The 21,286-nt window shown below is 61.3% G+C and carries 22 protein-coding genes; 16 read left to right on the top strand and 6 right to left on the bottom strand.

The features are described from left to right. Positions 1-49: 49 nt before the first annotated feature. From H281_RS0119100 to H281_RS0119050, 11 genes are all read left to right on the top strand, one after another. Positions 50-1,381 (top strand): aminotransferase-like domain-containing protein, encoded by a 1,332-nt coding sequence (locus tag H281_RS0119100; protein WP_020068759.1) that lies wholly within the window; start codon positions 50-52, stop codon positions 1,379-1,381. A gap of 174 nt (positions 1,382-1,555) precedes the next feature. After that, entirely contained in the window at positions 1,556-3,928 is a 2,373-nt protein-coding gene (locus tag H281_RS0119095) for a bifunctional salicylyl-CoA 5-hydroxylase/oxidoreductase (protein WP_020068758.1), read from the top strand. Further along, on the top strand, positions 3,925-4,698 hold the full coding sequence (locus tag H281_RS0119090; RefSeq protein WP_020068757.1) for an SDR family NAD(P)-dependent oxidoreductase: 774 nt from the start codon (positions 3,925-3,927) through the stop codon (positions 4,696-4,698). Before H281_RS0119095 ends, H281_RS0119090 begins: the two co-directional genes overlap by 4 nt. Then, positions 4,695-5,267, top strand: a complete 573-nt coding sequence (locus tag H281_RS0119085) for a MarR family winged helix-turn-helix transcriptional regulator (protein ID WP_020068756.1) — start codon at positions 4,695-4,697, stop codon at positions 5,265-5,267. Before H281_RS0119090 ends, H281_RS0119085 begins: the two co-directional genes overlap by 4 nt. Before the next feature lie 24 nt (positions 5,268-5,291). After that, the gene (locus H281_RS0119080) at positions 5,292-6,143 is read left to right on the top strand and encodes an enoyl-CoA hydratase family protein (RefSeq protein ID WP_020068755.1); all 852 of its coding nucleotides are present in this window, start codon (positions 5,292-5,294) and stop codon (positions 6,141-6,143) included. A gap of 1 nt (position 6,144) precedes the next feature. Beyond that, a complete protein-coding gene (locus H281_RS0119075; RefSeq protein ID WP_020068754.1) occupies positions 6,145-7,353 on the top strand; it encodes an acyl-CoA dehydrogenase family protein in 1,209 nt (402 codons plus the stop codon). Further along, positions 7,350-7,793, top strand: coding sequence for an acyl-CoA thioesterase (locus H281_RS0119070; protein ID WP_020068753.1), 444 nt, complete (start codon positions 7,350-7,352; stop codon positions 7,791-7,793). The genes H281_RS0119075 and H281_RS0119070 overlap by 4 nt, the downstream gene beginning before the upstream one ends. Continuing rightward, positions 7,790-8,185, top strand: a complete 396-nt coding sequence (locus tag H281_RS0119065; protein ID WP_020068752.1) for a RidA family protein — start codon at positions 7,790-7,792, stop codon at positions 8,183-8,185. Before H281_RS0119070 ends, H281_RS0119065 begins: the two co-directional genes overlap by 4 nt. 60 nt (positions 8,186-8,245) lie before the next feature. After that, positions 8,246-9,886, top strand: coding sequence for an AMP-binding protein (locus H281_RS0119060; protein ID WP_020068751.1), 1,641 nt, complete (start codon positions 8,246-8,248; stop codon positions 9,884-9,886). 58 nt (positions 9,887-9,944) lie between these two features. Beyond that, positions 9,945-11,168 (top strand): dienelactone hydrolase family protein, encoded by a 1,224-nt coding sequence (locus H281_RS0119055; RefSeq protein WP_020068750.1) that lies wholly within the window; start codon positions 9,945-9,947, stop codon positions 11,166-11,168. A gap of 82 nt (positions 11,169-11,250) precedes the next feature. Beyond that, positions 11,251-11,943 (top strand): glutathione S-transferase family protein, encoded by a 693-nt coding sequence (locus H281_RS0119050; RefSeq protein ID WP_020068749.1) that lies wholly within the window; start codon positions 11,251-11,253, stop codon positions 11,941-11,943. A 72-nt stretch (positions 11,944-12,015) separates the two neighbouring features. On the opposite strand, the gene H281_RS34740 is transcribed toward H281_RS0119050, so the two are convergent. Together H281_RS34740 and H281_RS0119040 are read right to left on the bottom strand one after the other, a co-directional pair. Next, complete coding sequence (locus H281_RS34740) at positions 12,016-12,303, bottom strand: hypothetical protein (protein WP_051121014.1); 288 nt, start codon at positions 12,301-12,303, stop codon at positions 12,016-12,018. 174 nt (positions 12,304-12,477) lie between these two features. Next, positions 12,478-12,738: a hypothetical protein gene (locus H281_RS0119040; RefSeq protein WP_027804758.1), complete on the bottom strand. Its 261-nt coding sequence runs from the start codon at positions 12,736-12,738 to the stop codon at positions 12,478-12,480. Between the two features lie 705 nt (positions 12,739-13,443). Between H281_RS0119040 and H281_RS0119035 the strand changes: the two genes are divergently transcribed. The 4 genes from H281_RS0119035 (at position 13,444) to H281_RS0119020 (ending at position 17,158) form a co-directional block, all read left to right on the top strand. Beyond that, positions 13,444-14,955 carry a DHA2 family efflux MFS transporter permease subunit gene (locus H281_RS0119035; protein ID WP_020068746.1) on the top strand — a complete coding sequence of 504 codons (1,512 nt, stop codon included), beginning with the start codon at positions 13,444-13,446 and terminating at the stop codon, positions 14,953-14,955. Positions 14,956-15,134: 179 nt separating this feature from the next. Then, the gene (locus tag H281_RS0119030) at positions 15,135-15,968 is read left to right on the top strand and encodes an AraC family transcriptional regulator (protein WP_020068745.1); all 834 of its coding nucleotides are present in this window, start codon (positions 15,135-15,137) and stop codon (positions 15,966-15,968) included. Positions 15,969-16,033: 65 nt separating this feature from the next. Beyond that, positions 16,034-16,483, top strand: coding sequence for a DUF488 domain-containing protein (locus tag H281_RS0119025; protein ID WP_020068744.1), 450 nt, complete (start codon positions 16,034-16,036; stop codon positions 16,481-16,483). Between the two features lie 147 nt (positions 16,484-16,630). Next, positions 16,631-17,158 (top strand): GNAT family N-acetyltransferase, encoded by a 528-nt coding sequence (locus H281_RS0119020; RefSeq protein ID WP_020068743.1) that lies wholly within the window; start codon positions 16,631-16,633, stop codon positions 17,156-17,158. Here H281_RS0119020 and H281_RS0119015 read toward each other — a convergent pair. The 3 genes from H281_RS0119015 to pdxR all read right to left on the bottom strand — a co-directional run bounded on the left by H281_RS0119015 (position 17,065) and on the right by pdxR (position 19,841). After that, positions 17,065-17,664 (bottom strand): flavin reductase family protein, encoded by a 600-nt coding sequence (locus tag H281_RS0119015; protein WP_020068742.1) that lies wholly within the window; start codon positions 17,662-17,664, stop codon positions 17,065-17,067. The two genes, H281_RS0119020 and H281_RS0119015, sit on opposite strands and share 94 nt — an antisense overlap. 66 nt (positions 17,665-17,730) lie before the next feature. Next, positions 17,731-18,129: a hypothetical protein gene (locus tag H281_RS0119010; RefSeq protein WP_020068741.1), complete on the bottom strand. Its 399-nt coding sequence runs from the start codon at positions 18,127-18,129 to the stop codon at positions 17,731-17,733. A gap of 200 nt (positions 18,130-18,329) precedes the next feature. Continuing rightward, a complete protein-coding gene (pdxR, locus tag H281_RS0119005) occupies positions 18,330-19,841 on the bottom strand; it encodes a MocR-like pyridoxine biosynthesis transcription factor PdxR (protein WP_020068740.1) in 1,512 nt (503 codons plus the stop codon). A 118-nt stretch (positions 19,842-19,959) separates the two neighbouring features. Here pdxR and H281_RS0119000 point away from each other — a divergent pair, with 118 nt between their 5' ends. Beyond that, positions 19,960-20,697, top strand: a complete 738-nt coding sequence (locus H281_RS0119000; protein ID WP_020068739.1) for a GNAT family N-acetyltransferase — start codon at positions 19,960-19,962, stop codon at positions 20,695-20,697. A gap of 39 nt (positions 20,698-20,736) precedes the next feature. Here the strand turns inward: H281_RS0119000 and H281_RS0118995 are convergent, their stop codons facing one another. Continuing rightward, entirely contained in the window at positions 20,737-21,276 is a 540-nt protein-coding gene (locus tag H281_RS0118995) for a GNAT family N-acetyltransferase (protein WP_020068738.1), read from the bottom strand. Between the last annotated feature and the right edge of the window lie 10 nt (positions 21,277-21,286).

Below are 21,286 nucleotides of genomic sequence, written 5' to 3'. Positions count from 1 at the left end.
GTAGATCCGGGTATCAATACAATCAAATAATTGTCATGGATACATTTCGATGCCCGAGCTCCGCTACAAACATCTCGTCGATCGATTGGCGGCCGAGATCCGCGCAGGCCGCTTGCAGCCCGGAACAAGATTGCCCACCCACCGCGAACTCGCCGCGCGCGAAGGCATCGCGTTGGTGACGGCCACGCGCGTCTACGCCGAACTTCAGTCGATCGGCCTCGTGAGCGGCGAAACGGGGCGCGGTACGTTCGTGAAAGAGCCGCTGCCCCGTGGCGAAGGGATCGACTTGCATGCGTGGGACGCCGACACCGTCGATCTGAGCTTCAACTATCCGGCGAGTGCCGGTCAGGTTGCCTCGTTCAGGACGGCACTGCGCGACCTCGCGGGCGCCGGCGACCTGGCGGCGCTGCTGCGCTACCAGCCCCACGGCGGCCGCGAGCACCAACGCGCGACCGTCGCACGCCACCTCGCCGGAGCGGGATTGAGCGCCACGCCCGACACCGTCCTGCTCGTGAGCGGCGCACAGCATGGACTGGCGACGACCACGCTGGCGTTGCTGGAGCCCGGCGACGTGGTGGCCGTAGACTCGCTGACCTATCCGGGATTCAAACTGGCCGCCGAGATCAACCGGCTGGAGCTCGTCGCGGTCCCGGCGGCGGGAAACGGTCCGGACCTCGACGCGCTGGCGGCGCTCTGCAAGCGTCGGCGCGTACGCGCTGTCTACACGATGCCGACGTTGCACAACCCGCTCGGCTGGGTGATGAGCGCGACGCGCCGGCGTGAGCTGGTCGCGATTGCGCGGCGGCACGGACTGCTGATTATCGAGGACGCCGCTTACGCGTTCCTTGTCGAAAACGCGCCACCGCCGCTAGCAACGCTCGCGCCGGAGTTGACCGTGTACGTGTCGAGCCTGTCGAAAAGCGTCGCGACCGGGCTTCGTGTCGGCTTCATTCATGCACCGGCCAGCTTCGTTCCAAAGCTCGAACGAACCATCCGGGCAACCACCTGGAACACACCGGCGACCCTCACGGCGATCGCATGCGGCTGGCTCGAAGACGGCACGGTCGACCTGTTCGCGGCCGACAAACGCCGCGACGCCGCGGTGCGCCAGGCGATGGCCACTCGTTTGCTGAGCGGCGTGAAGCGGATCGGTCATCCGGTCTCGTACTTTCTATGGCTTCCGCTTGCCCAGGAAGTGCGCGCGGACGCGATTGCCATGGCCTTGAGGCGCGAGAAGATCGCCGTTTCGACTGCCCACCCGTTCGCCACGTCGCCGCATGTGCCGCATGCGATCCGGCTTGCGCTCGGCTCGGTCGGCTTGACGACGCTCGAACAGTCGCTGCAGACGGTTGCGCGGGTCATCGCCGATCAGACCTACTGACCGACGACAGTGCGACGCCGCGCTCGTCACCCCAGCGCGGCCGATCGCGCGTTGCGCCGTTTTGCCTGTAGCGGTTGCCAGAACGCCCGGGTAAACGCATCCACACATTTGCTTGACACCTAAACTATCTACGCCTAAATTAACTCCACGAGCAAGTTCACAGTGGGGAGCAGCATGCGCATTGTCTGTATCGGCGGCGGCCCGGCCGGGCTGTACTTCGGCCTGTTGATGAAAAGCCGCGACCCGGCGCACGAGGTCATCGTCGTGGAGCGCAACCGCCCGTACGATACTTTCGGCTGGGGCGTGGTGTTCTCGGATCAGACGCTGGGCAACCTGCGCGCCGCCGACGCCCCCAGCGCAAACGCCATACTCGACGCGTTCAATCATTGGGACGACATCGAAATCAATTTCCGCGGACGCCAGGTGCGTTCGTCCGGCCACGGGTTTTGCGGCATCGGTCGCAAGCGTCTGCTGAACATCTTGCAGGCCCGTTGCGAGGAACTGGGCGTAAAGCTCGTGTTCGAAACGCAGGTCACCGACGACACCGAATATCAGGCCGATCTCATCGTCGCGTGCGACGGAGCGAACAGCGCGATTCGTCAAAAGTACGCGTCGACCTATAAGCCCGACCTGGACATGCGCGATTGCCGCTTCGTCTGGCTCGGCACGCGAAAGCTATTCGACGCTTTCACGTTCGCGTTCGAAGAAACGCAGTTCGGCTGGTTTCAGGCGCACGCCTACCGTTTTGACGATCAAACGTCCACGTTCATTGTCGAGACGCCGGAGCGTGTGTGGCGCGCCGCCGGACTCGACGAAATGAGCAAGGAAGAGAGCATTGCATTCTGCGAAAAACTCTTCGCGAAGTACCTGGACGGCAACGCACTACTGTCGAACGCCGCGCATTTGCGCGGCTCGTCGCAATGGATTCGTTTCCCGCGCGTCGTCAACCAGGAATGGGTGCATTGGCGCAGCGATACCGACGGCACGCAAACGCCAGTCGTGCTGATGGGCGACGCCGCGCACACCGCGCATTTTTCAATTGGCTCGGGCACCAAGCTCGCGCTCGAAGATTCGATTGAACTCGCCAACAGCATCGGTGCGCATCCGGGCGATTTGCATGCTGCGTTAAAGCATTACACCGACGTGCGCAGCGTCGACGTATTGCGCATTCAGAACGCAGCCCGCAATTCGACCGAATGGTTCGAGCACGTGGACCGCTACACATCGTTCGAGCCAGACCAGTTCGCTTACTCGCTGCTCACGCGCTCGCAACGCATCTCGCACGAGAATCTGCGCGAGCGCGACGCGCGTTACGTGTCCAGCTTCGAAGATTGGCTCGCACGGCGTTCAGGCGTAGAACGCGCGCCGCAAAAACATTCGATTCCGCCAATGTTCACCCCATTCACGTTGCGCGGTGTCACGTTGAAAAACCGCGTTGTCGTTTCGCCAATGGCGCAGTACTCAGCTGTCGACGGAATCGCTGGCGACTATCATCTGATGCATCTCGGCGCACGCGCAATGGGTGGTGCGGCGCTCGTTATGACCGAGATGACATGCGTGTCGCCCGAAGCGCGCATCACGCCGGGATGCCCCGGCATGTATGCGCCGGAGCACCTCGCCGCATGGAAGCGTATTGTCGATCTCGTGCACGGGCAGTCCGACGCCAGGATCGGCATTCAGCTCGGACATTCCGGCGCAAAAGGATCGACGCGCGTGGCTTGGGAAGGCATCGATCAGCCGCTCACCGAAGGCAACTGGCCACTCATCTCGGCATCGCCGCAGCAGTATCTGCCGGGCATCAGCCAGCATTCGCGCGAAGCGACACACGAGGAGCTCCGCGAGATAGAAGCGCAGTTCGTGCGCGCGACGCAAATGTCGGCGGAAGCGGGTTTCGACTGGCTCGAATTGCACTGCGCTCATGGCTATTTCTTATCGAGCTTCCTCTCGCCGCTAACCAACCACCGCACCGATGAATACGGTGGCTCGCTGGAGAACCGTCTACGTTATCCGCTACAGGTTTTCAAGGCGATTCGCGCAGTGTGGCCGCAGGACAAGCCGATTTCCGTGCGCATTTCAGCGAACGATTGGGTCGAAGGCGGCACCACGCCCGACGACGCCGTGCAGATCGCACGCGCGTTCAAGGCGGCGGGCGCGGACATGATCGACGTCTCGTCGGGCCAGGTCAGCAAGAACGAAAAGCCCGTGTACGGCCGCATGTTCCAGACGCCGTTCGCCGACCGCGTGCGAAACGAAGCCGGCATCGCGACTATTGCGGTGGGCGCGATTTCGGAGGCGGATCACGTGAACAGCATTATCGCGGCCGGTCGCGCCGATCTGTGCGCGATCGCGCGCCCGCATCTCGCGAATCCATCGTGGACTTTGAACGAGGCCGCGAAGATCGGCTACTTCGACGTGACATGGCCGAATCAGTACACCGCCGCAAAGTCGCAACTCGAACGCAATCTGGAACGTGAACGCGCACAGGTTGCGGCAAATGCCGGCCTCTCGGCGCAAGAGCGCGCGCAGCGCGCGGAAGGAACCACGTGAACTCGATCCAATCTCCCCTTGCGGGACAACATGCCGTTGTTACTGGCGGCGGAAGCGGCATCGGCGCGGCCATTGCAGAGGCGCTGCTGCACGCCGGCGCGCGCGTTACGCTGATGGGCCGCAATTCGGAGCGGCTAGCGGCTCAGCGTGAAAAATGCCGCGCATGGGGCGACGTTGCATGCATTACCGTCGATGTCACGCAAGAAGAGTCCGTTGCAAAAGCATTCAACGAAGCTGGCGCCGTCGACATACTCATCAACAACGCAGGGCAGGCACAGGCCGCGCCGTTCACGCATACCGACATGACGCTATGGCAGCGCATGCTCGACGTGAACCTCACCGGCGTTTTCCTCGGCACGCGCGCCGTGCTGCCGGGCATGCTCGAACGCAGACATGGGCGCATCGTCAACGTGGCGAGTACGGCGGGACAAATTGGCTACGCGTATGTCGCCGCATATTGCGCGGCAAAGCACGGCGTGATCGGTCTCACGCGCTCTCTCGCGCTCGAAGTTGCCACGAAAGGCGTGACGGTCAACGCCGTTTGCCCCGGCTATACCGAGACCGAACTGCTGCACGCGTCGCTGCAGCAGATCACCAGCAAGACGTCGCGCACGGAGGAGCAGGCTCGCGAAAGCCTGCTTCGCTCGAATCCGCAACATCGCTTTGTGAGTCCAGAACAGGTTGCCAATGCCGTGCTGTGGCTGTGTCAACCGGGTTCCGATGCAATCACGGGGCAATCCGTTTCCATCTCCGGTGGAGAGGTAATGTGACCAGGCCAGCCAACGTCAAGAAGATTGCAGCAAGCGATGCAAAGGCAGCAGAAACGAAAGCGCAGCGCAAAGGCGTTGCGAAGCCTGCGGAGAACGTCGTGGATCTGGAAATGAGCACGGGCGCGGACAGCCACATGGGCTTGCGCTTGTGGCTGCGCATGTTGACTACGACGAACCTCGTGCAAGCCGAATTGCGCAAACGTCTGCGTAACGAATTCGACACTACGTTGCCGCGTTTCGATCTGATGGCCCAACTCGAACGTCATCCAGAAGGACTCAAGATGACGGAACTGTCGCGACGTCTGATGGTGACGGGCGGCAACGTGACCGGCATTACTGATCAGCTGGAGAAAGAAGGTTTGGTCTCTCGCGATACCGACCCTAACGACCGCCGCTCAATCAGCGTATGCCTTACTCCCGCAGGCCGCAAAGCGTTCGACAGAATGGCGGTCGCGCATGAACAATGGGTCGTTGAACTATTCGGCGGACTCAGTCTCGAGGAAAAGTCCCGCACGCACCAGCGGCTCGGCAAATTGAAAAAACATCTGCTGGACAGTTTGAAAGACTAACGCCCAGCGACAGGAGACACGAACATGCCACATTCAAACGCCGACGCGCTGTTGGCCGGTAATCGCCTGACACTCGCAGGTTACGAAGCGCGGCACTTCGGCTGGTCGGTCGCGAACAAAGTCGCGACCATTACGTTGAACCGGCCGGAGCGCAAAAATCCGCTTACCTTCGAATCGTATGCCGAGCTGCGCGATCTGTTTCGCCAGCTCACGTATGCGACCGATGTGAAGGCCGTTGTGATCCACGGCGCGGGCGAAAACTTCTGCTCGGGCGGCGACGTGCACGACATCATCGCACCGCTGATCGATCTGCCGATGCCTGAACTGCTTCTCTTCACACGCATGACGGGCGACCTCGTCAAAGCCATGCGCCATTGTCCGCAGCCGGTGATTGCATCGGTCGACGGCGTTTGCGCCGGCGCAGGCGCGATTCTCGCGATGGCCTCGGACATGCGTCTCGGCACTGCACGCAGCAAGCTCGCCTTTCTGTTTTCGCGCGTCGGCCTGGCGGGTTGCGATATGGGCGCGTGCTCGATCCTGCCGCGCATCATCGGTCAAGGGCGTGCCGCCGAACTGCTCTTCACGGGGCGCTCTGCCAGCGGCGACGAAGGCTACGCATGGGGCTTCTATAACCGGCTTTGCGAGCCTTCTGCACTTCTTGAGGACGCGCAACAACTCGCCGCCGATCTCGCCGCTGGCCCGACATTCGCGCACGGCATCACGAAGAAGATGCTGCACCAGGAATGGAGCATGAGCATCGACGAAGCGATCGAATCCGAAGCACAGGCTCAAGCCATTTGCATGAGTACTCGCGATTTCGGGCGCGCTTATCAGGCGTTCGCCGCGAAGTCGCGCCCCGTCTTCGAGGGAGACTGAGGTGAGCGCGGAAAAAGACGTTGATCTGCACAGTGCGCTCGCGTGGCCTTTTTTCGAGCCACGGCATCGCGAACTGGCTGCCGGTATCGAAGCATGGTGCCGCTCGAATTTGTCGCATGTCGAACACGGCGATGTCGATTCGACCTGTCGTCAACTGGTGCGCGAACTCGGCGCCGCCGGCTGGTTGAAATATGGCGTGGGCGGCGTGGCCTATGGCGGCCACGGTGACACGATCGACACGCGCGCCGTCTGTCTGCTGCGCGAAACGCTAGCCAGGCATTCGGGTCTCGCCGACTTCGCTCTCGCGATGCAAGGGCTTGGCTCCGGTGCGATCTCGCTTGGCGGCACGCATGAACAGAAAACGCGCTACCTGCCGCGCGTGGCAAACGGCTCCGCGATTGCGGCGTTCGCGTTGTCAGAACCGGAAGCCGGATCGGACGTTGCAGCAATGTCGCTCGCTGCACGCGAAGACGGTGACGCCTACGTGCTGGACGGCGATAAAACGTGGATCTCGAACGGTGGCATCGCCGATTTCTATGTGGTCTTTGCGCGCACCGGAGACGCGCCCGGCGCGCGCGGCATTAGCGCGTTCATTGTCGATGCGGATACGCCGGGACTGGAAATCGCCGAACGCATCGACGTGATCGCGCCGCATCCGCTGGCGCGCCTGCATTTCGCAGGCGCGCGCGTGCCGCGCAGCCAGATGCTCGGCGCACCCGGCGAAGGCTTCAAGCTCGCAATGCGCACGCTCGACATTTTCCGCACGTCCGTGGCGGCTGCCTCGCTCGGCTTCGCACGACATGCGATGGCAGAAGGACTGACGCGAGCCGCATCGCGCAAGATGTTCGGTCAGACCTTGGGCGATTTTCAACTCACGCAAGCGAAGCTCGCACAAATGGCGTTGACCATAGATAGCAGTGCGCTGCTCGTGTATCGCGCGGCATGGTTGCGCGACCAGGGTGAGAACGTGACTCGCGAAGCAGCCATGGCCAAGTGGCACGCGAGCGAAGGCGCACAGCAGGTGATTGACGCCGCCGTTCAGCTTCACGGCGGCATGGGTGTGCAAAGCGGCGTCGCGGTCGAACTGCTGTACCGCGAGATTCGCGCACTGCGCATTTACGAAGGTGCGACGGAAGTACAGCAATTGATTGTGGGCCGCGATCTGTTGAAAGAGCATGCGGCGACAAGCGCTGGAGAACGCGCGAAATGACCACGCACTTCGAAAGGCCCGTACGCATCCGCTTCTCGCACTGCGACCCTGCGGGCATCGTGTTCTTTCCGCAATATCTGGTAATGACCAATGCCCTTGTTGAGGACTGGTTCAACGAGGGTTTGCACGTCGACTACGCGCAGATGATCGGCCAGCGCCGCCTCGGCCTGCCGATCGTCAAACTGGACTGCGAGTTTTCGCGCCCGAGTCAGATGGGCGAAACAATCATGCTGACGCTAACCGTTGCCGCAATCGGTCGGCGCTCGATCACCATCGATATTCTCGGTCACTGCAACGGCGAGGCGCGGTTTAGAGCAAAGCAGGTGCTCGTCACAACCTCGCTGGAAAGCGGCCGCTCGATCGACATTCCCACCGACATCGCCGGCTCACTGGCGAAGTTCGCTCCACAGCCTGAACTCAGCGAGGCGCAACGCACATGAAAAAAGCTCTTCTCCCCGCCGGCTGGGTCAAGCCGCGCGGTTATGCGAATGGCGTCGCGGCAGTCGGCACGCAAGTTTTCATTGCCGGCCAGATCGGCTGGAATGAAGAAGCGCGCTTTCAAACCTCGGACTTCGCCGGCCAGGCTATCCAGGCACTCAAGAATGTACTGGCCGTGCTCCACGAAGCGGGCGGCAGGCCAGAGCATCTTGTGCGCCTGACGTGGTACGTCACGGATAAGCGCGAGTACCTCGCTTCGTTAAAAGAAATAGGCCGTGCGTTTCGCGAGTTGATCGGCGACTACGACATCGCAATGAGTGCGGTGCAAGTGGTTGCGCTGATCGAAGACGAAGCCAAGGTCGAAATCGAAGCAACCGCCGTCATTCCGCAGTAAGGACACGCAGCCCTCGTCAACTGAAGCGCATAGAGCCGGCTTGAAACCGGGGAGACCACGATGGAACCGTCAGCACACGTCGATACTTTCGCGCGCGACAATCTTCCGCCGCAGGATGAATGGCCTGTATTTCTGCTGGACAATCCGGATGTCGCTTATCCGGCGCGTTTCAACTGCGCGACGGAACTTTTGGCTAGGACGATCGAAGCAGGTCATGGCGAGCGTGCGGCTATCTGGTCGCTGGTCGACAACGAGCCGCGTGCTACGAGCTACAAAGAATTGCTTGCGATGGTCAATCGCAGCGCGCACGTACTCGTCGATGAAATGGGTTTGCAACCGGGCAATCGCATTCTGTTGCGAGGGCCAAATACATTGCAAATGGCGGTTGCTGCACTCGCCGCGCTGAAAGTAGGCCTGGTTGCGGTGCCTACCATGCCGCTGCTGCGGGCGAAAGAGTTGAAGCAGATCATTGCAAAGGCGCAAGTAAGCGCCGCGCTCTGCGATGCACGCCTGACCGAAGAACTCGCGCGTTGCAACGATCCTCAGGACGAATTTTATTGTGCTGAGCTGAAGCAAACGCTGCTGTTTCATGACGATGCAGTGGATTCACTCGACACGCTTGCGATCAACAAGCCCGCTGACTTCGCCGCATGCGATACGGCAGCCGACGACGTGTGTCTGATCGCCTTCACGAGCGGCACCACGGGCGCGCCGAAAGGCTGCATGCATTTTCATCGCGACGTGCTCGCCATGTGCGATCTGTTTCCGCGTCATGTGCTGAAGCCTTCGGCGAGCGACATATTTTGCGGCACGCCGCCGCTCGCTTTCACCTTCGGGCTCGGCGGCTTGCTGTGTTTTCCGTTGCGCGTGGGCGCGTCGACGGTATTGATAGAGAAGCTCACGCCCGAGACGTTATTGCAGACCGTCGAGCGCTTTCACGCAACCATCATGTTCACGGCGCCCACTTTCTATCGGCAGATGGCACCGCTCGTCGCGCGTCACGATGTGTCGAGCTTGCAGAAAACCGTGTCGGCCGGCGAGGCGTTGCCCGATTCGACACGGCGGCTGTGGCGCGACGCTACTGGCATCGACATGATCGACGGTATCGGCGGCACTGAGTTGATTCACATTTTTGTTTCGGCGCAGGGCGACGAGATTCGCCCCCATGCAATTGGACGCGCGGTGCCGGGCTACATCGTGCAAGCCGTGGACGACGCAATGCAACCCGTTGCGCCCGGCACGATAGGCAAGCTAGCCGTGCGCGGGCCGACAGGTTGCCGTTATCTCGCAGACGAACGGCAAATGAAATTCGTGCGCGACGGCTGGAATTTGCCGGGCGATTCGGTATATCTCGACGCGGACGGCTATGTTTTCTATCAGGCACGCGCCGACGACATGATCGTCTCAGCCGGCTACAACATTTCGGGTCCTGAGGTAGAAAGCGTTTTGCTGCAACATGAAGCGGTGGCCGAATGCGGCGTAATCGGCGTGCCGGATGAAACGCGCGGGCAAATCGTGAAGGCCTTCGTGGTGCTGAACCCCGGTTATACCTGCGACGACAATCTCGTGGCGCAACTGCAGGACTTCGTGAAAAATACGGTGGCGCCTTACAAATATCCACGCGTGGTCGCTTTTGTCGATTCACTGCCGCGCACCGAAACAGGCAAGCTCAAGCGCTTCGAATTGCGTACGATGGCGTAGGCTCTTCCCCGCTTCCTCGCTTCCTCGCTATTCCTCGCAAACCTCAGGAGACAAACGCATGGCCGGCTCTTTCATTGAAGTTGTCGCCCAGGACGGCGGCCGTTTCAACGCGTACGTCGCTCGTCCCGCGCAAGGCTCGGGCCCCGGACTCGTTCTGTTGCAGGAAATCTTCGGCGTCAACGACACCATGAAGGCGACGGCCGACCGCTTCGCCGAGGAAGGCTACGTGGTGCTGGTGCCCGATCTCTTCTGGCGGATAAAGCCAGGCATCGAACTGGGTTATGACGAAGCCGACATGAAGCAGGCGCTCGCCTACCTGAATCAGTTCGACACTAATCGGGCAGTGGACGATATCGCGGCCACCATTGCCGCACTGCGCGCGATGCCCGAGCAGGCCGGCAAGGTCGGCGCAGTCGGGTACTGCCTGGGCGGCAAGCTCGCGTTCCTGAGCGCGGCGCGCACCGACGTCGATTGCGCAGTGAGCTACTACGGCGTGGGTCTCGATGCCTATCTGGACGAAGTGCCGGCCGTGCGCTGCCCTATGGTGTTTCATTTCCCCGAAAACGACGCGCTCTGTCCGCCGGAAACTCGCGAACGAATCAGCGCCGCATTGCGCGCACGTCCGCAAATCGAGCAGTATGTGTACCCCGGTTGCGACCATGCGTTTGCGGCACCCGCGCGTCCGCAGTACGACAAGCCCGCGGCAATGATGGCGTATTCGCGAACGCTTGCGCTACTGCGTAAAGTGCTGGGACCGGTCTACGATCTGAACGCGCTGTGGGAGGCGCATTGCTATCACGAGTTCGCCACGCGCGACGTGGAAGCGGTCATGCCCACAATGGTCGCGCAGCCTTACGTCAATCACGTGCCGACTATGACAGGCGGTGTCGGCCACGACAACCTCAAGCGGTTCTATACGCATCACTTCGTCAACTCGAATCCGGCTGATACAAAGCTGATTCCGATTTCGCGGACCATCGGCGCAGATCGTATCGTCGACGAATTCATTTTCAGCTGCACGCATGACTGTGAAATCGACTGGCTGTTACCGGGCGTTGCGCCAACGGGAAAATATTTCGAGGTGCCGATGCTCGCGGTCGTGTGCTTCCGCGGCGACAAGCTTTATAACGAGCACATCTATTGGGATCAGGCTAGCGTGCTCGTGCAGGTGGGCCTGCTCGATCCGAAGGGACTGCCCGTGGCCGGCATTGAAAGCGCGCGCAAATTGCTGGACGAAACGTTACCTTCGAACGAATTAATGGGAACCAAGTCGCGAGTGTGACCAGGTTGGCCTGCTGCTAGAGGCCTGCCTCTGCGCAATATCCTTATGATGTGACGTTCCATTGGCCACAATCTATCGACCCATGCTGACCGTCCATCATTTGAATAACTCCCGCTCGCAACGCGTCTTGTGGCTGCTCGAAGAACTCGGCGTGCCGTACGAGGTGAAGCGTTACGAGCGCGATCCGAAAACCATGCTCGCGCCGCCCGAGTTACGCGCGGTGCATCCGCTCGGCAAATCGCCCGTCATTACCGATGACGGGCAGACCATTGCAGAGTCGGGCGCGATTATCGAGTATCTGGTGGAGAAGTATGGGCAGGGGCGTTTTGCGCCCGCGCAGGGCACGCCTGAGCGTTTGCGTTACACGTACTGGCTGCATTACGCGGAAGGCTCGGCAATGCCGCCGTTGCTGCTCAAGCTGATCGCAGGGCGCATCGCGAGTGCGCCGATGCCTTTCTTTGCGAAGCCAATTGCGCGCAAGATCGCGGCTACGCTGCAAACAGGATTTGTCGACCCGCAATTGAAGCTGCATTTTGGATATATCGAGAAGGAATTGGCAAAGAGCCCGTGGTTCGCCGGCAATGAGTTCACGGCCGCCGACGTACAAATGAGTTTCCCGCTCGAGGCGGCCACGGCCCGCGGCGGAATGGCGTGGCCAGCGGTCACCGCGTTCTTGCAGCGGATCCATGCGCGGCCCGCATATCAGCGGGCGCTGGAGCGCGGTGGGGAGTATGGGATTGTGGGTGGGGGTGAGGGACGCTCCGGATCAGGCTAGCCAAGCGCGATGAGAAGCAAAAAGGGCAGACAACCTGTCCGCCCTTTTTACTTTCGGCTCCGAGTCACTTTCTTATGAATTGTTGCCTGGAGGACTTGGCGGGCTGCCGGTCGGGTCTTGCGTAACCCTCATGTATTGCTTAATGCCCGGTTGACCCAAAGCGATGAGGTTGAGCATGGCGACTCCAAGCCGTCGAGCGAACTCGTCGTCAATCGTTGAGTCGCCTTCATCCCAAACAGGCAGCTCCATTCTTTCAGCCAACAGCGGAGCGAGCTTTGCAACTTCTACGGTATGTACGACCAACTGTTTAGGATCGCTCGTGTAGCTTAAGACTACGTCGTACGGTTGATGTTTCGCCATCAAAATCCTCGGCATGTTTGGTATCTTTGGAATGCTCGCACCCGGCACAGCGCGAGGCGTCTGGCATCGAGCATTGGCTTGTAGATTGCCGTGCACATAGGGGGAGGGCCAAGTTGTTCTTGGCCCCTCCCAGTCCGCGTGGTTTCAAGTCATCCTATTCGCGGCTACTTGCGGCTATTCGATTGGATCTTTAGTAATGTTCATGTATTGCTCGATAGCGGGTTGACCAAGTGCGATCAGGGCCAGCATTGCCGCACCGAGCCGTCGCGCGAATGCATCGTCAAGGTTAAATTTGTGCTCGTCGAGCAGAACAGGAATCTCGAGCGAGCCTGCCACGACAGACGTTAGTTTGGCTCGATCAATGGCCTGTAAGGAGAACTCTTGACGGTCTTCGAGGTAGGTCAGACCTACAGAATATGGTGGATGGTTAGCCATTAATAACCTCTACACTCTTGATAGATTTGAAATGCCTTTTGCTTGCATAGAACGATGGCTCGCGCTCCTCCCATGTACGGCGCTATCGCATTGCACATTGACATGTGAGCAGCATACTGCGCAAAGCACCCGCTTTCATGAGCTTCTCTCCCACTACATTTAACCATCCCCCCGCCGTCGCCTCCGGCCGCGAACAGCGCACTATAAAGCGCCGACCGCTTAGCAGAAGCCGACAAGTCCGGCACTAGGCCTGGATTGTTATGGCCGGTGTCGACGTAGCAACTGTTAAGGAGATTTGAATATCTTTACATCCGACAACTCTTAAAACTACGGTCAGCTTGCACTCGACTGAAACCAGCCCGTCATTCGCCCCTTCTCTGTGTGAGAAGTTGCCTGCGTACCTGTCGTGATTCCCGGCAGCGTTAGGAGAGATTGCAGAATCGGCGACTTGCGTCTGAGTCCGTCTCAAGGCAGCTTGGACATCAAAGAAAGTCCACCCGCCCAGGAATTCGTAGTTGTGACGCAAAACTCGCGAGTGCTAAACTAAAAAACCCCTCGCCCTCGACAACTTGCCAATTGCTTGATCAACATCGGGTTGATCAACATCGCGCCGGGCCGTGGGCCCGTCCGGCATCGCATTGAAACGGCGCACCTATGCTCGAAGCCGCCGGCAATCTCCATCGACCGCGGCTCAGGAGTTCTCGCATGACCCATTCCATTCACGGCAACAAACGCTGGCTCGCGCTGATCGTGCTGTGCCTCGGTGTGCTGATGATCGTGCTGGATACGACAATCGTGAACGTCGCGTTGCCGTCTATCGCTGCGGATCTTGGCTTCACGGAAACGTCGCTCGTGTGGGTCGTGAACGCGTACATGCTGACCTTCGGCGGGTGTCTGCTGTTGGGCGGACGGCTCGGCGATCTGTACGGTCATCGCAGACTGTTTCTCGGCGGCATCACGCTGTTCACCGTGGCATCCCTCGCTTGCGGCCTCGCCAACTCGCAGATTTTGCTCGTGTGTGCGCGCGCCGTACAAGGGTTGGGCGGCGCTATCGTGTCCGCGGTGTCGCTGTCGCTCATCATGAATCTGTTCACCGAGCCCGGAGAACGCGCGAAGGCGATGGGCGTCTATGGCTTCGTCTGCGCGGGCGGCGGCAGCATCGGCGTGCTGCTCGGCGGTCTGTTGACCAATCTGCTGAGCTGGCATTGGATCTTTCTCGTCAATCTGCCGATCGGCATCGCCGTGTACGCGTTGTGCGTGGCGCTGCTGCCTTCCGCGCGGGGTCACGCGCACGGCGAACGGCTCGACGTGGCCGGCGCGGTCACGGTCACCGTTTCGCTGATGCTAGCCGTGTACGCAGTGGTCAACGGCAATGAAGCCGGCTGGACTTCGGGTCAAACGCTTGGCTTGCTGCTCGTTGCGCTCGCGTTGCTTGCGGCGTTTCTCATCATCGAATCACGCGTTCAACATCCGTTGATGCCGCTCGGCCTGTTCCGTCTGCGTAACGTAGCCACCGCGAATGTCGTCGGCGTACTGTGGGCAGCCGCGATGTTCGCGTGGTTCTTCATTTCCGCGCTTTACTTGCAGCGCGTGCTTGGCTATCGACCGCTGCAAGTCGGGCTCGCATTTTTGCCCGCCAATATCATCATGGCGTTCTTCTCGCTGGGCCTGTCGGCGCGTGTGGTGATGCGCTTCGGTTTGCGCATTCCTCTCGCGGTGGGCCTGCTTGTTGCCGCGTGCGGGCTCGCGCTGTTCGCGCGCGCACCTGTGGGCGGCAGCTTCGTGCTCGATGTGCTGCCGGGCATGATGCTGCTCGGCTTCGGCGCGGGCATCGCCTTCAACCCGATGCTGCTCGCCGCAATGAGCGACGTCGATCCCGCCGACTCGGGACTCGCGTCGGGCATCGTCAATACGTCGTTCATGATGGGCGGCGCACTCGGCCTCGCGGTACTCGCGAGTCTCGCGGCCGCACGCAGCGGTGACTTGCTGGCGACGCAAAACGCGCTCGCCGCGCTCAACAGCGGCTATCACGTGGCGTTTGCCTTCGGCGCCATTTTCGCGGCGGCGGCAGGCGCGATCGGCGGTGTGATGTTGCGCGCGGGACGGCCGGGCGGTGCGGACGCCGCTACACATACGGATGCGGAGGAAGCACACGGCGCGTCCGCCGCCGGGCGGCCTCGTCCCACGGGCAATACGGCGGCGACGGAGAACGTCTGATCGACATGCGCGCGCGGCGCTGGCAGCCGGCGTGAGCTGGTCGCTTTGCACGCGCTCGTGGCACCGGTCACGCAGCCTGCATCGAGTAGTCGTTTGCATCGATTGCGAAACCGCAAGCGCGATCAAATGCCTGCGTCTGCGGCTGGCTATGCTGGTTTCATGCTGACATGAGAGCTGCTATGAATCCGGTTGGAAAAGCGCTGTGGTTTATCGAAAGCCACTTTGCCGACGAACTCACGCTCGACGACATCGCGCACTGTGCATGCGTGTCGCGCTTTCACCTTGCGCGTGCTTTCGAAGCAGCGACCGGCGCGCCGGTCATGCGCTACGTGCGCGGGCGTCGCCTGAGCGAGGCCGCGCGGCGACTCGCGAATGGTGCGCCGGACATACTGACGGTTGCTATCGACGCTGGTTACGGCTCTCACGAAGCATTCACGCGCGCGTTTCGCGAGCAATTCGGGCTCACGCCCGAGGCGTTGCGCGCGCGTGGTCATCTCGACAATCTTGTCATCGTGGAGCCGATCAAAATGGACGAAACCCTTCTTACGCATCTGGAGCCGCCGCGCTTTGAGGACGGCAGGGCGTTTCTCGTCGCGGGTCTGAGCGCGCGCTATACGTGCGAGAGCGCCGCCGCGATTCCATCGCAATGGCAACGCTTTAACGCGTATTTCGGCAAAGTGCCGGGCCAGGTGGGCAACGTCGCGTATGGCGTCTGCTACAACGCGGACGACGCCGGCAACATCGACTACGTGTGCGGCGTGGAAGTCAGCGACTTCGCTTCATTGCCCGGCGAGTTCAGTCGTTTGCGCATTGCGGCGAACAGGTATGCGGTGTTCAGTCATCGCGAGCATGTGTCGACGGTGCGGCGCACCTGGAACACAATCTGGAACAAGTGGCTGCCTGCGTCGGGACACCTTCCCGCCGATGCGCCCAACTTCGAGCGCTACGACGAGAAGTTTGATCCGGTTAGTGGGATGGGCGGGTTTGAGATATGGTTGCCTTTGAAGGGGTGATCTAAGTTGATTCCCAGAATCACGCATGACCTCACCGGACATGACGCAGCGAGGACGCGAGGCAAGTGACGAACATCGACGTTTCAACGATTGGATTCACGAACAAGACCGCGGAGAAGTTTTTCAGCTTGCTGCGCGGGGCTGGGGTGCGAACACTGCTTGACGTCCGTCTGAACAATACATCTCAGCTGGCCGGCTTCGCAAAGAAGGCGGATCTGAAATTTTTTCTGTCTGAGCTGCTCGGCGCCGACTTTGTCGAGCTAGGAGACCTGGCTCCGGAGAAAGGCATGCTGCGGCGGTATCAGGACAAAGAGATGACGTGGGACAGTTATGCTGACGCATACACAGAGCTAATCGCCAAACGGCGCGTGGAAAGCAATCTGGATATCGCGCTGTTCGATCGCGGATGCTTGCTATGCAGTGAGGACAAACCTCACCAGTGCCACCGCCGCCTCGCAGTTGAGTACCTGAATTCGCGATGGGGCAACAGGCTGAAGGTCTCTCACCTTTACTAAGCACCGTTACGAGTCCGTCGCATGGAACCTCGGCGCAGTCACTGCTATGCTCGCTGTTCAAGCTAAAGGAGCGCTGGCCTACCCGACGTGCTACGTGCGCATCAGGCTCCGACACTCGATCATTCAACGCAACAACAGAACCCACCCTTGACCATCCAGATCCGCCCCGCCACCGCCGCCGACGCCCCGCTCATCCTCAACTTCATCACCGAACTCGCGATATACGAAAAGGCTGAGCACGAAGTCGTCGCCACCGTGCAAGACATCGAAGCGAGCCTCTTCTCCCCCGCAGCCACGGCCACCGCGCTGATCTGCGAAATGAACGGCGCGCCGATCGGCTTTTGCGTCTATTTCTTCTCCTACTCGACGTGGCTCGGCAAAACAGGCCTGTATCTGGAAGATCTGTACGTATCGCCGAAATCGCGCGGCAGCGGCGCCGGCAAACAGATGCTGCGCCACCTCGCGCGCATTGCATGCGAGACCGGCTGTGGCCGCTTCGAATGGAGCGTGCTCGACTGGAATGCGCCCGCAATCGGCTTCTATGAATCGATCGGCGCGAGCGCCCAAAGCGAATGGGTTCGTTACCGGCTCGCCGGCGACGCGCTCAGAGCATTTGCCGCAGGTGAAACTTCGAACGCGTCGCCCGTGGCAAAAAACGTCCCGCCGGCGACGTAATGGCAGGTGCGAAGATCGGGATCGTCGCCGAAATGCCAACGGTTGTTCGAGTACACACGGCTGTCGGCATAGGCGGCCACCACTTCGCCGATAATCAGATCGTGCCGCTGGCTATCGTCGGGAATCACCTTGCATTCCATCCACGTGATGCAGCCGGCCAGCATCGGCACGTCGATTTTTTCCGCAGAGAACGTTTCGAGTTCGAAGGCAGAAAACTTGTCGAGTTCCAGCCCAGCGTTGGTGCCGACGGCAAGCGTCTGCGCGGCGAACTTGCGGCTCGGCAGTTGTAGACCGAACACACCGCTTGCTTCGATCAATTGCCGGGTCAGCGTGCGGCTGTCCACCACGACCACTACCTTCGGCGGATCGAAGTCGAGCGGCATCGCCCATGAAGCTGCCATGACGTTCGAGCGGCCCTCGTGCGCGCTCGTGATGATGGTGACCGGTCCATGATTGAGTAACTGCGTGGCGCGTGGCAATGCCACCGGTTCCCGCGTAACTTTCATACTTTGTTTTGCCCGAAGGTCTGATCTGTCAGGGCGGCAACCCATGAGCCGCCGCCCTCGCATGCATCAATGCGGCGCTTTTCCGTTGGGAACGGCGTCCACCGGTTTGTGCTGCTCTTCGCCAAGCCCTGGGAAGAACGCGTTCCATGCGGCTCGTACGCCGTTCGCCGCGGTGGCCTCGGCGTCGATGTGTTCGTCTGCGCCTTTGGCGTCGGCATCGCCGGCGGCTTCGGCCCCGTCGGTCACTGCTTTGGCCTCGTCTTCAGCGCCCTCACCCGCCTGCGATGGATCGGCGGAAAGCCCGCGCCAGTGCGTGAACTCATCGTCCGGCTTCTCGGTCCACTCGCCCTTGCCGAATTTGGCGAATGCCGTGTCCCCGCTCGCCAGTTGCACCTCGTACCAGCCGTCGCGCGCGGGCAAGTCAGCGGCCAGTTCAAACCACGGGGTCGGTTCGATTTCCTTCATGTCATCTCCAATCGGATAAATCGTCATAGAAAACCACACCAAAGGGATGCTTCATGCCCGGACTGCGCAGCCGTCCGGCGACGCGCACCAGACGGCGCGCGGAACATGATGCGGGCGCTCCGTCGATATTGCCTCGTCGCAACCGCCACGCATAAACGACACGATAGCGCGACATGGGCCGCGCGGACAAACGCTAAAACTCAGGCCCGGCGACGACGCGGTTTTTCCATGCCGGCAGCAAGCTCGGACAGGGTCCGCACGGCCGGTGCGAGTTCCTCCGCGGAGGTATTGCCATAGCCGATCACAAGGCCGTTCGTGCCGGCGTTCGGCTTGAGCGCGAATCCGGACAACGCACGCGGACTTAGCCCTTTCGCCAGTGCGCGTGGGATAAGCGCCTGATCGTCGATGCCCGGCGGCATGCGGAGTGTCAAATGCATGCCGCAATCGCCGCCCAATATCTCCGACGACGCGAAGTGTTCGCTAAGCGCTTCGCGCAGTGCCTGCTGCCGCTCACGATATAGCCGTCGCATGCGGCCAAGATGCCGCCCGAATTCGCCGCTCTCCATGAAATGCGCGAGCGCAAGCTGCTCCAGCCGATGCCCGCCACGCAGCATTTCACACAAGGCTCCCTCGACGTGCGCGGCAATCGCCGGCGGCAACACGACGAAGCCGATGCGCAGCGCCGGGAACATCGTCTTGCTGAACGAGCCGACGTAGAGAACCGGCGCGTCGTCGACGAGCCCCTGCATGCTCGCAATTGGTTCCCCGGCGTAGCGGAACTCGCCGTCGTAATCGTCCTCGATCACCCACGCGCCGCAGCGGCGCGCCTCGGCGATCAATTCCAGCCGCCGGGCTACCGACAATACCGCGCCCGTCGGATACTGGTGCGCGGGCGATGTATAGATCAGTTTCGGCAGATGCGCGCGCCAGGCGCCGGACGGCACGCACATGCCTTCCGCGTCGACGGGCATGGGCACCATTGTCAGATCACCCTGGTTGAACGCCGCCTTCGCGCCGCGATAACCGGGGTCCTCGATCCACGCGACATCGCCGGGATTCGTGAAAAGGCGCACGCAAAGGTTCAGCGCCTCCTGCGCGCCTTCGGTGATCACTACCTGCGAGCCTTCGCAGCGCACCCCGCGCGCCATCCGCAAATGCGCGGCAATGGCGTCGCGCAACGCCGGCTCACCCGCTGGCGTCCCGTAGCCAAGCGCGAGCGGCAACGCGCGCTCCATCGAACGCTCCAGCGCGCGCCGCCATGCGGCCAACGGGAAGCGGTCCAGCGCCGGTGTGCCGGGCGTGAGCGGCAACGCAGCATCCACAGGGGTGCGCGTCGCCGTGAACTGGCCGACGCGGGCCGCGTAGGCCACTTTCGGCGGGGCAGATCGTGCAGGCGGCTCGGCACGCGCGGCGCGGCTCGACAGCGGGCTTACGCGCGTGCCCTTCTTGTCCGCCACCACATAACCGACTGCCGCCAGGTGTTCATAGGCAATGACCACGGTGTTTCGCGACACGCCCATTTCCGCCGAAAGCAGTCGCGATGACGGCAGCAACGACCCGGCCGGCAAGCGCCCGCCGAGAATCGCCTGCTGCAAACGCTCGATCAATTGCTTCTGCAGCGGCGCGGGCTTCTGGGCGTCGCCGATAGCGGCGCCAGCCGCGAGCCCGCGGTTCGCGGCTGTGTGAGCAAGCGGGCCAATAATCTCGATCATGGACGGCTGGACCTATCAGAAACGCTTCGCGTGGATCTTTTTAACATACCACGATTGCCGTATCGTTCATCATGTTCTTTGTGACCAACGATTAACCCCAGACGCCAGGAGTGCAGACATGGAACCCCGACGTAACGCGTTCGAACAACCGATCGGAGCGCCGCTGCCCGACTGGAACGGCGCGAAGCCGCCCGCGCGGACGCCGCTAGCCGGCCGCTATTGCCGGATCGAACCGGTCAACGTCGAAGCTCACGCGGCGGATCTCTTCGACGCCTACCGCTCGGCACCTGACGCCCGCGACTGGACGTATCTCGCAATAGGCCCGTTCGAAACCCTCGACGCCTACCGTGAGCATCTGACGCGCATCGCGGCGTCGGCTGATCCGCTGCACTACGCAGTGATCGACGCCGCAAGCGGGAAGGCGGTCGGCACGCTGGCGCTGATGCGAATCGATCCGGCTAACGGCGTGATCGAAGTGGGACATGTCACCTATTCGCCGCGTCTTAAGCGAACGCGCGTGGCGACCGAGGCCATGTTTCTGCTCATGCAATACGTGTTCGACGAGCTTGGCTACCGGCGTTTCGAGTGGAAGTGCGATTCGCTGAACGAGCCGTCGCGCGCTGCGGCGTTGCGCTATGGCTTTACGTTCGAGGGAATCTTCCGCCAGGCGATTGTTTATCGTCAGCGCAGCCGCGACACCGCATGGTTTTCAGTTATCGACAGCGAATGGCCTGCGCTGCGTCCGAGCTACACACGTTGGCTCGACAACTCGAACTTCGACGCCGAAGGCCGGCAGGTCGAGCGGCTAGCGGATCTCATCGCGCGACAAAGAGCAGCGTCTCACGAAGGTCAGTGACGGCCTATCTAAGGGTGAATAAGCCAGCTTCGCGCTGGCTTATTTCGCCGCACGAGGTGCGCGCCGAAGCATGATGGTCGGCTGCCCCTTGTATATGGTGCGGAGGTGCTCGCGATAGCCGACCTTGTGCGCGACTCGCAGCGAAGCTTCATTCTCCGGCGCAATGATGCAAGCGGTCTCTGCGTCTGGCCATCTTTCGTCTGCCCAATCCAACACGGCACGGACGGCTTCCGTCGCATAGCCGTGGCCATGCAGTGCGGGGCTCAAAGCCCAGCCCATTTCCGGCGTGCCCGCCAGCGAGGGCTCGATATCGCGCTGATAATCGGCCAAGCCCACTTCGCCAATGAAACGCCCGCTGTCTTTCTCGCGGACGACCCAATATCCGTAGCCGAGCATCGTCCAATGACCGGCGTAGCGCAGCAAACGCGCCCAGACTTCTTCGCGTGTGGAAGGCTTGCCGCCGATATACCGGATCACCTCGGGATCGGACCACATCGCGTGGCTGTCGAGGAAGTCGTCGCGCGTGTGGGCGCGTAGGATCAGGCGGGCGGTGGTGAGAACAGGCGGCTGTGTCGGCATTGAAAGATCA

Origin of the sequence: Paraburkholderia caledonica (genome assembly GCF_000383275.1) — a bacterium.
Lineage (GTDB): Bacteria > Pseudomonadota > Gammaproteobacteria > Burkholderiales > Burkholderiaceae > Paraburkholderia > Paraburkholderia caledonica.
Note: the sequence above shows the minus strand (reverse complement) of the source record. Positions and strands in the feature narration are given on the sequence as shown.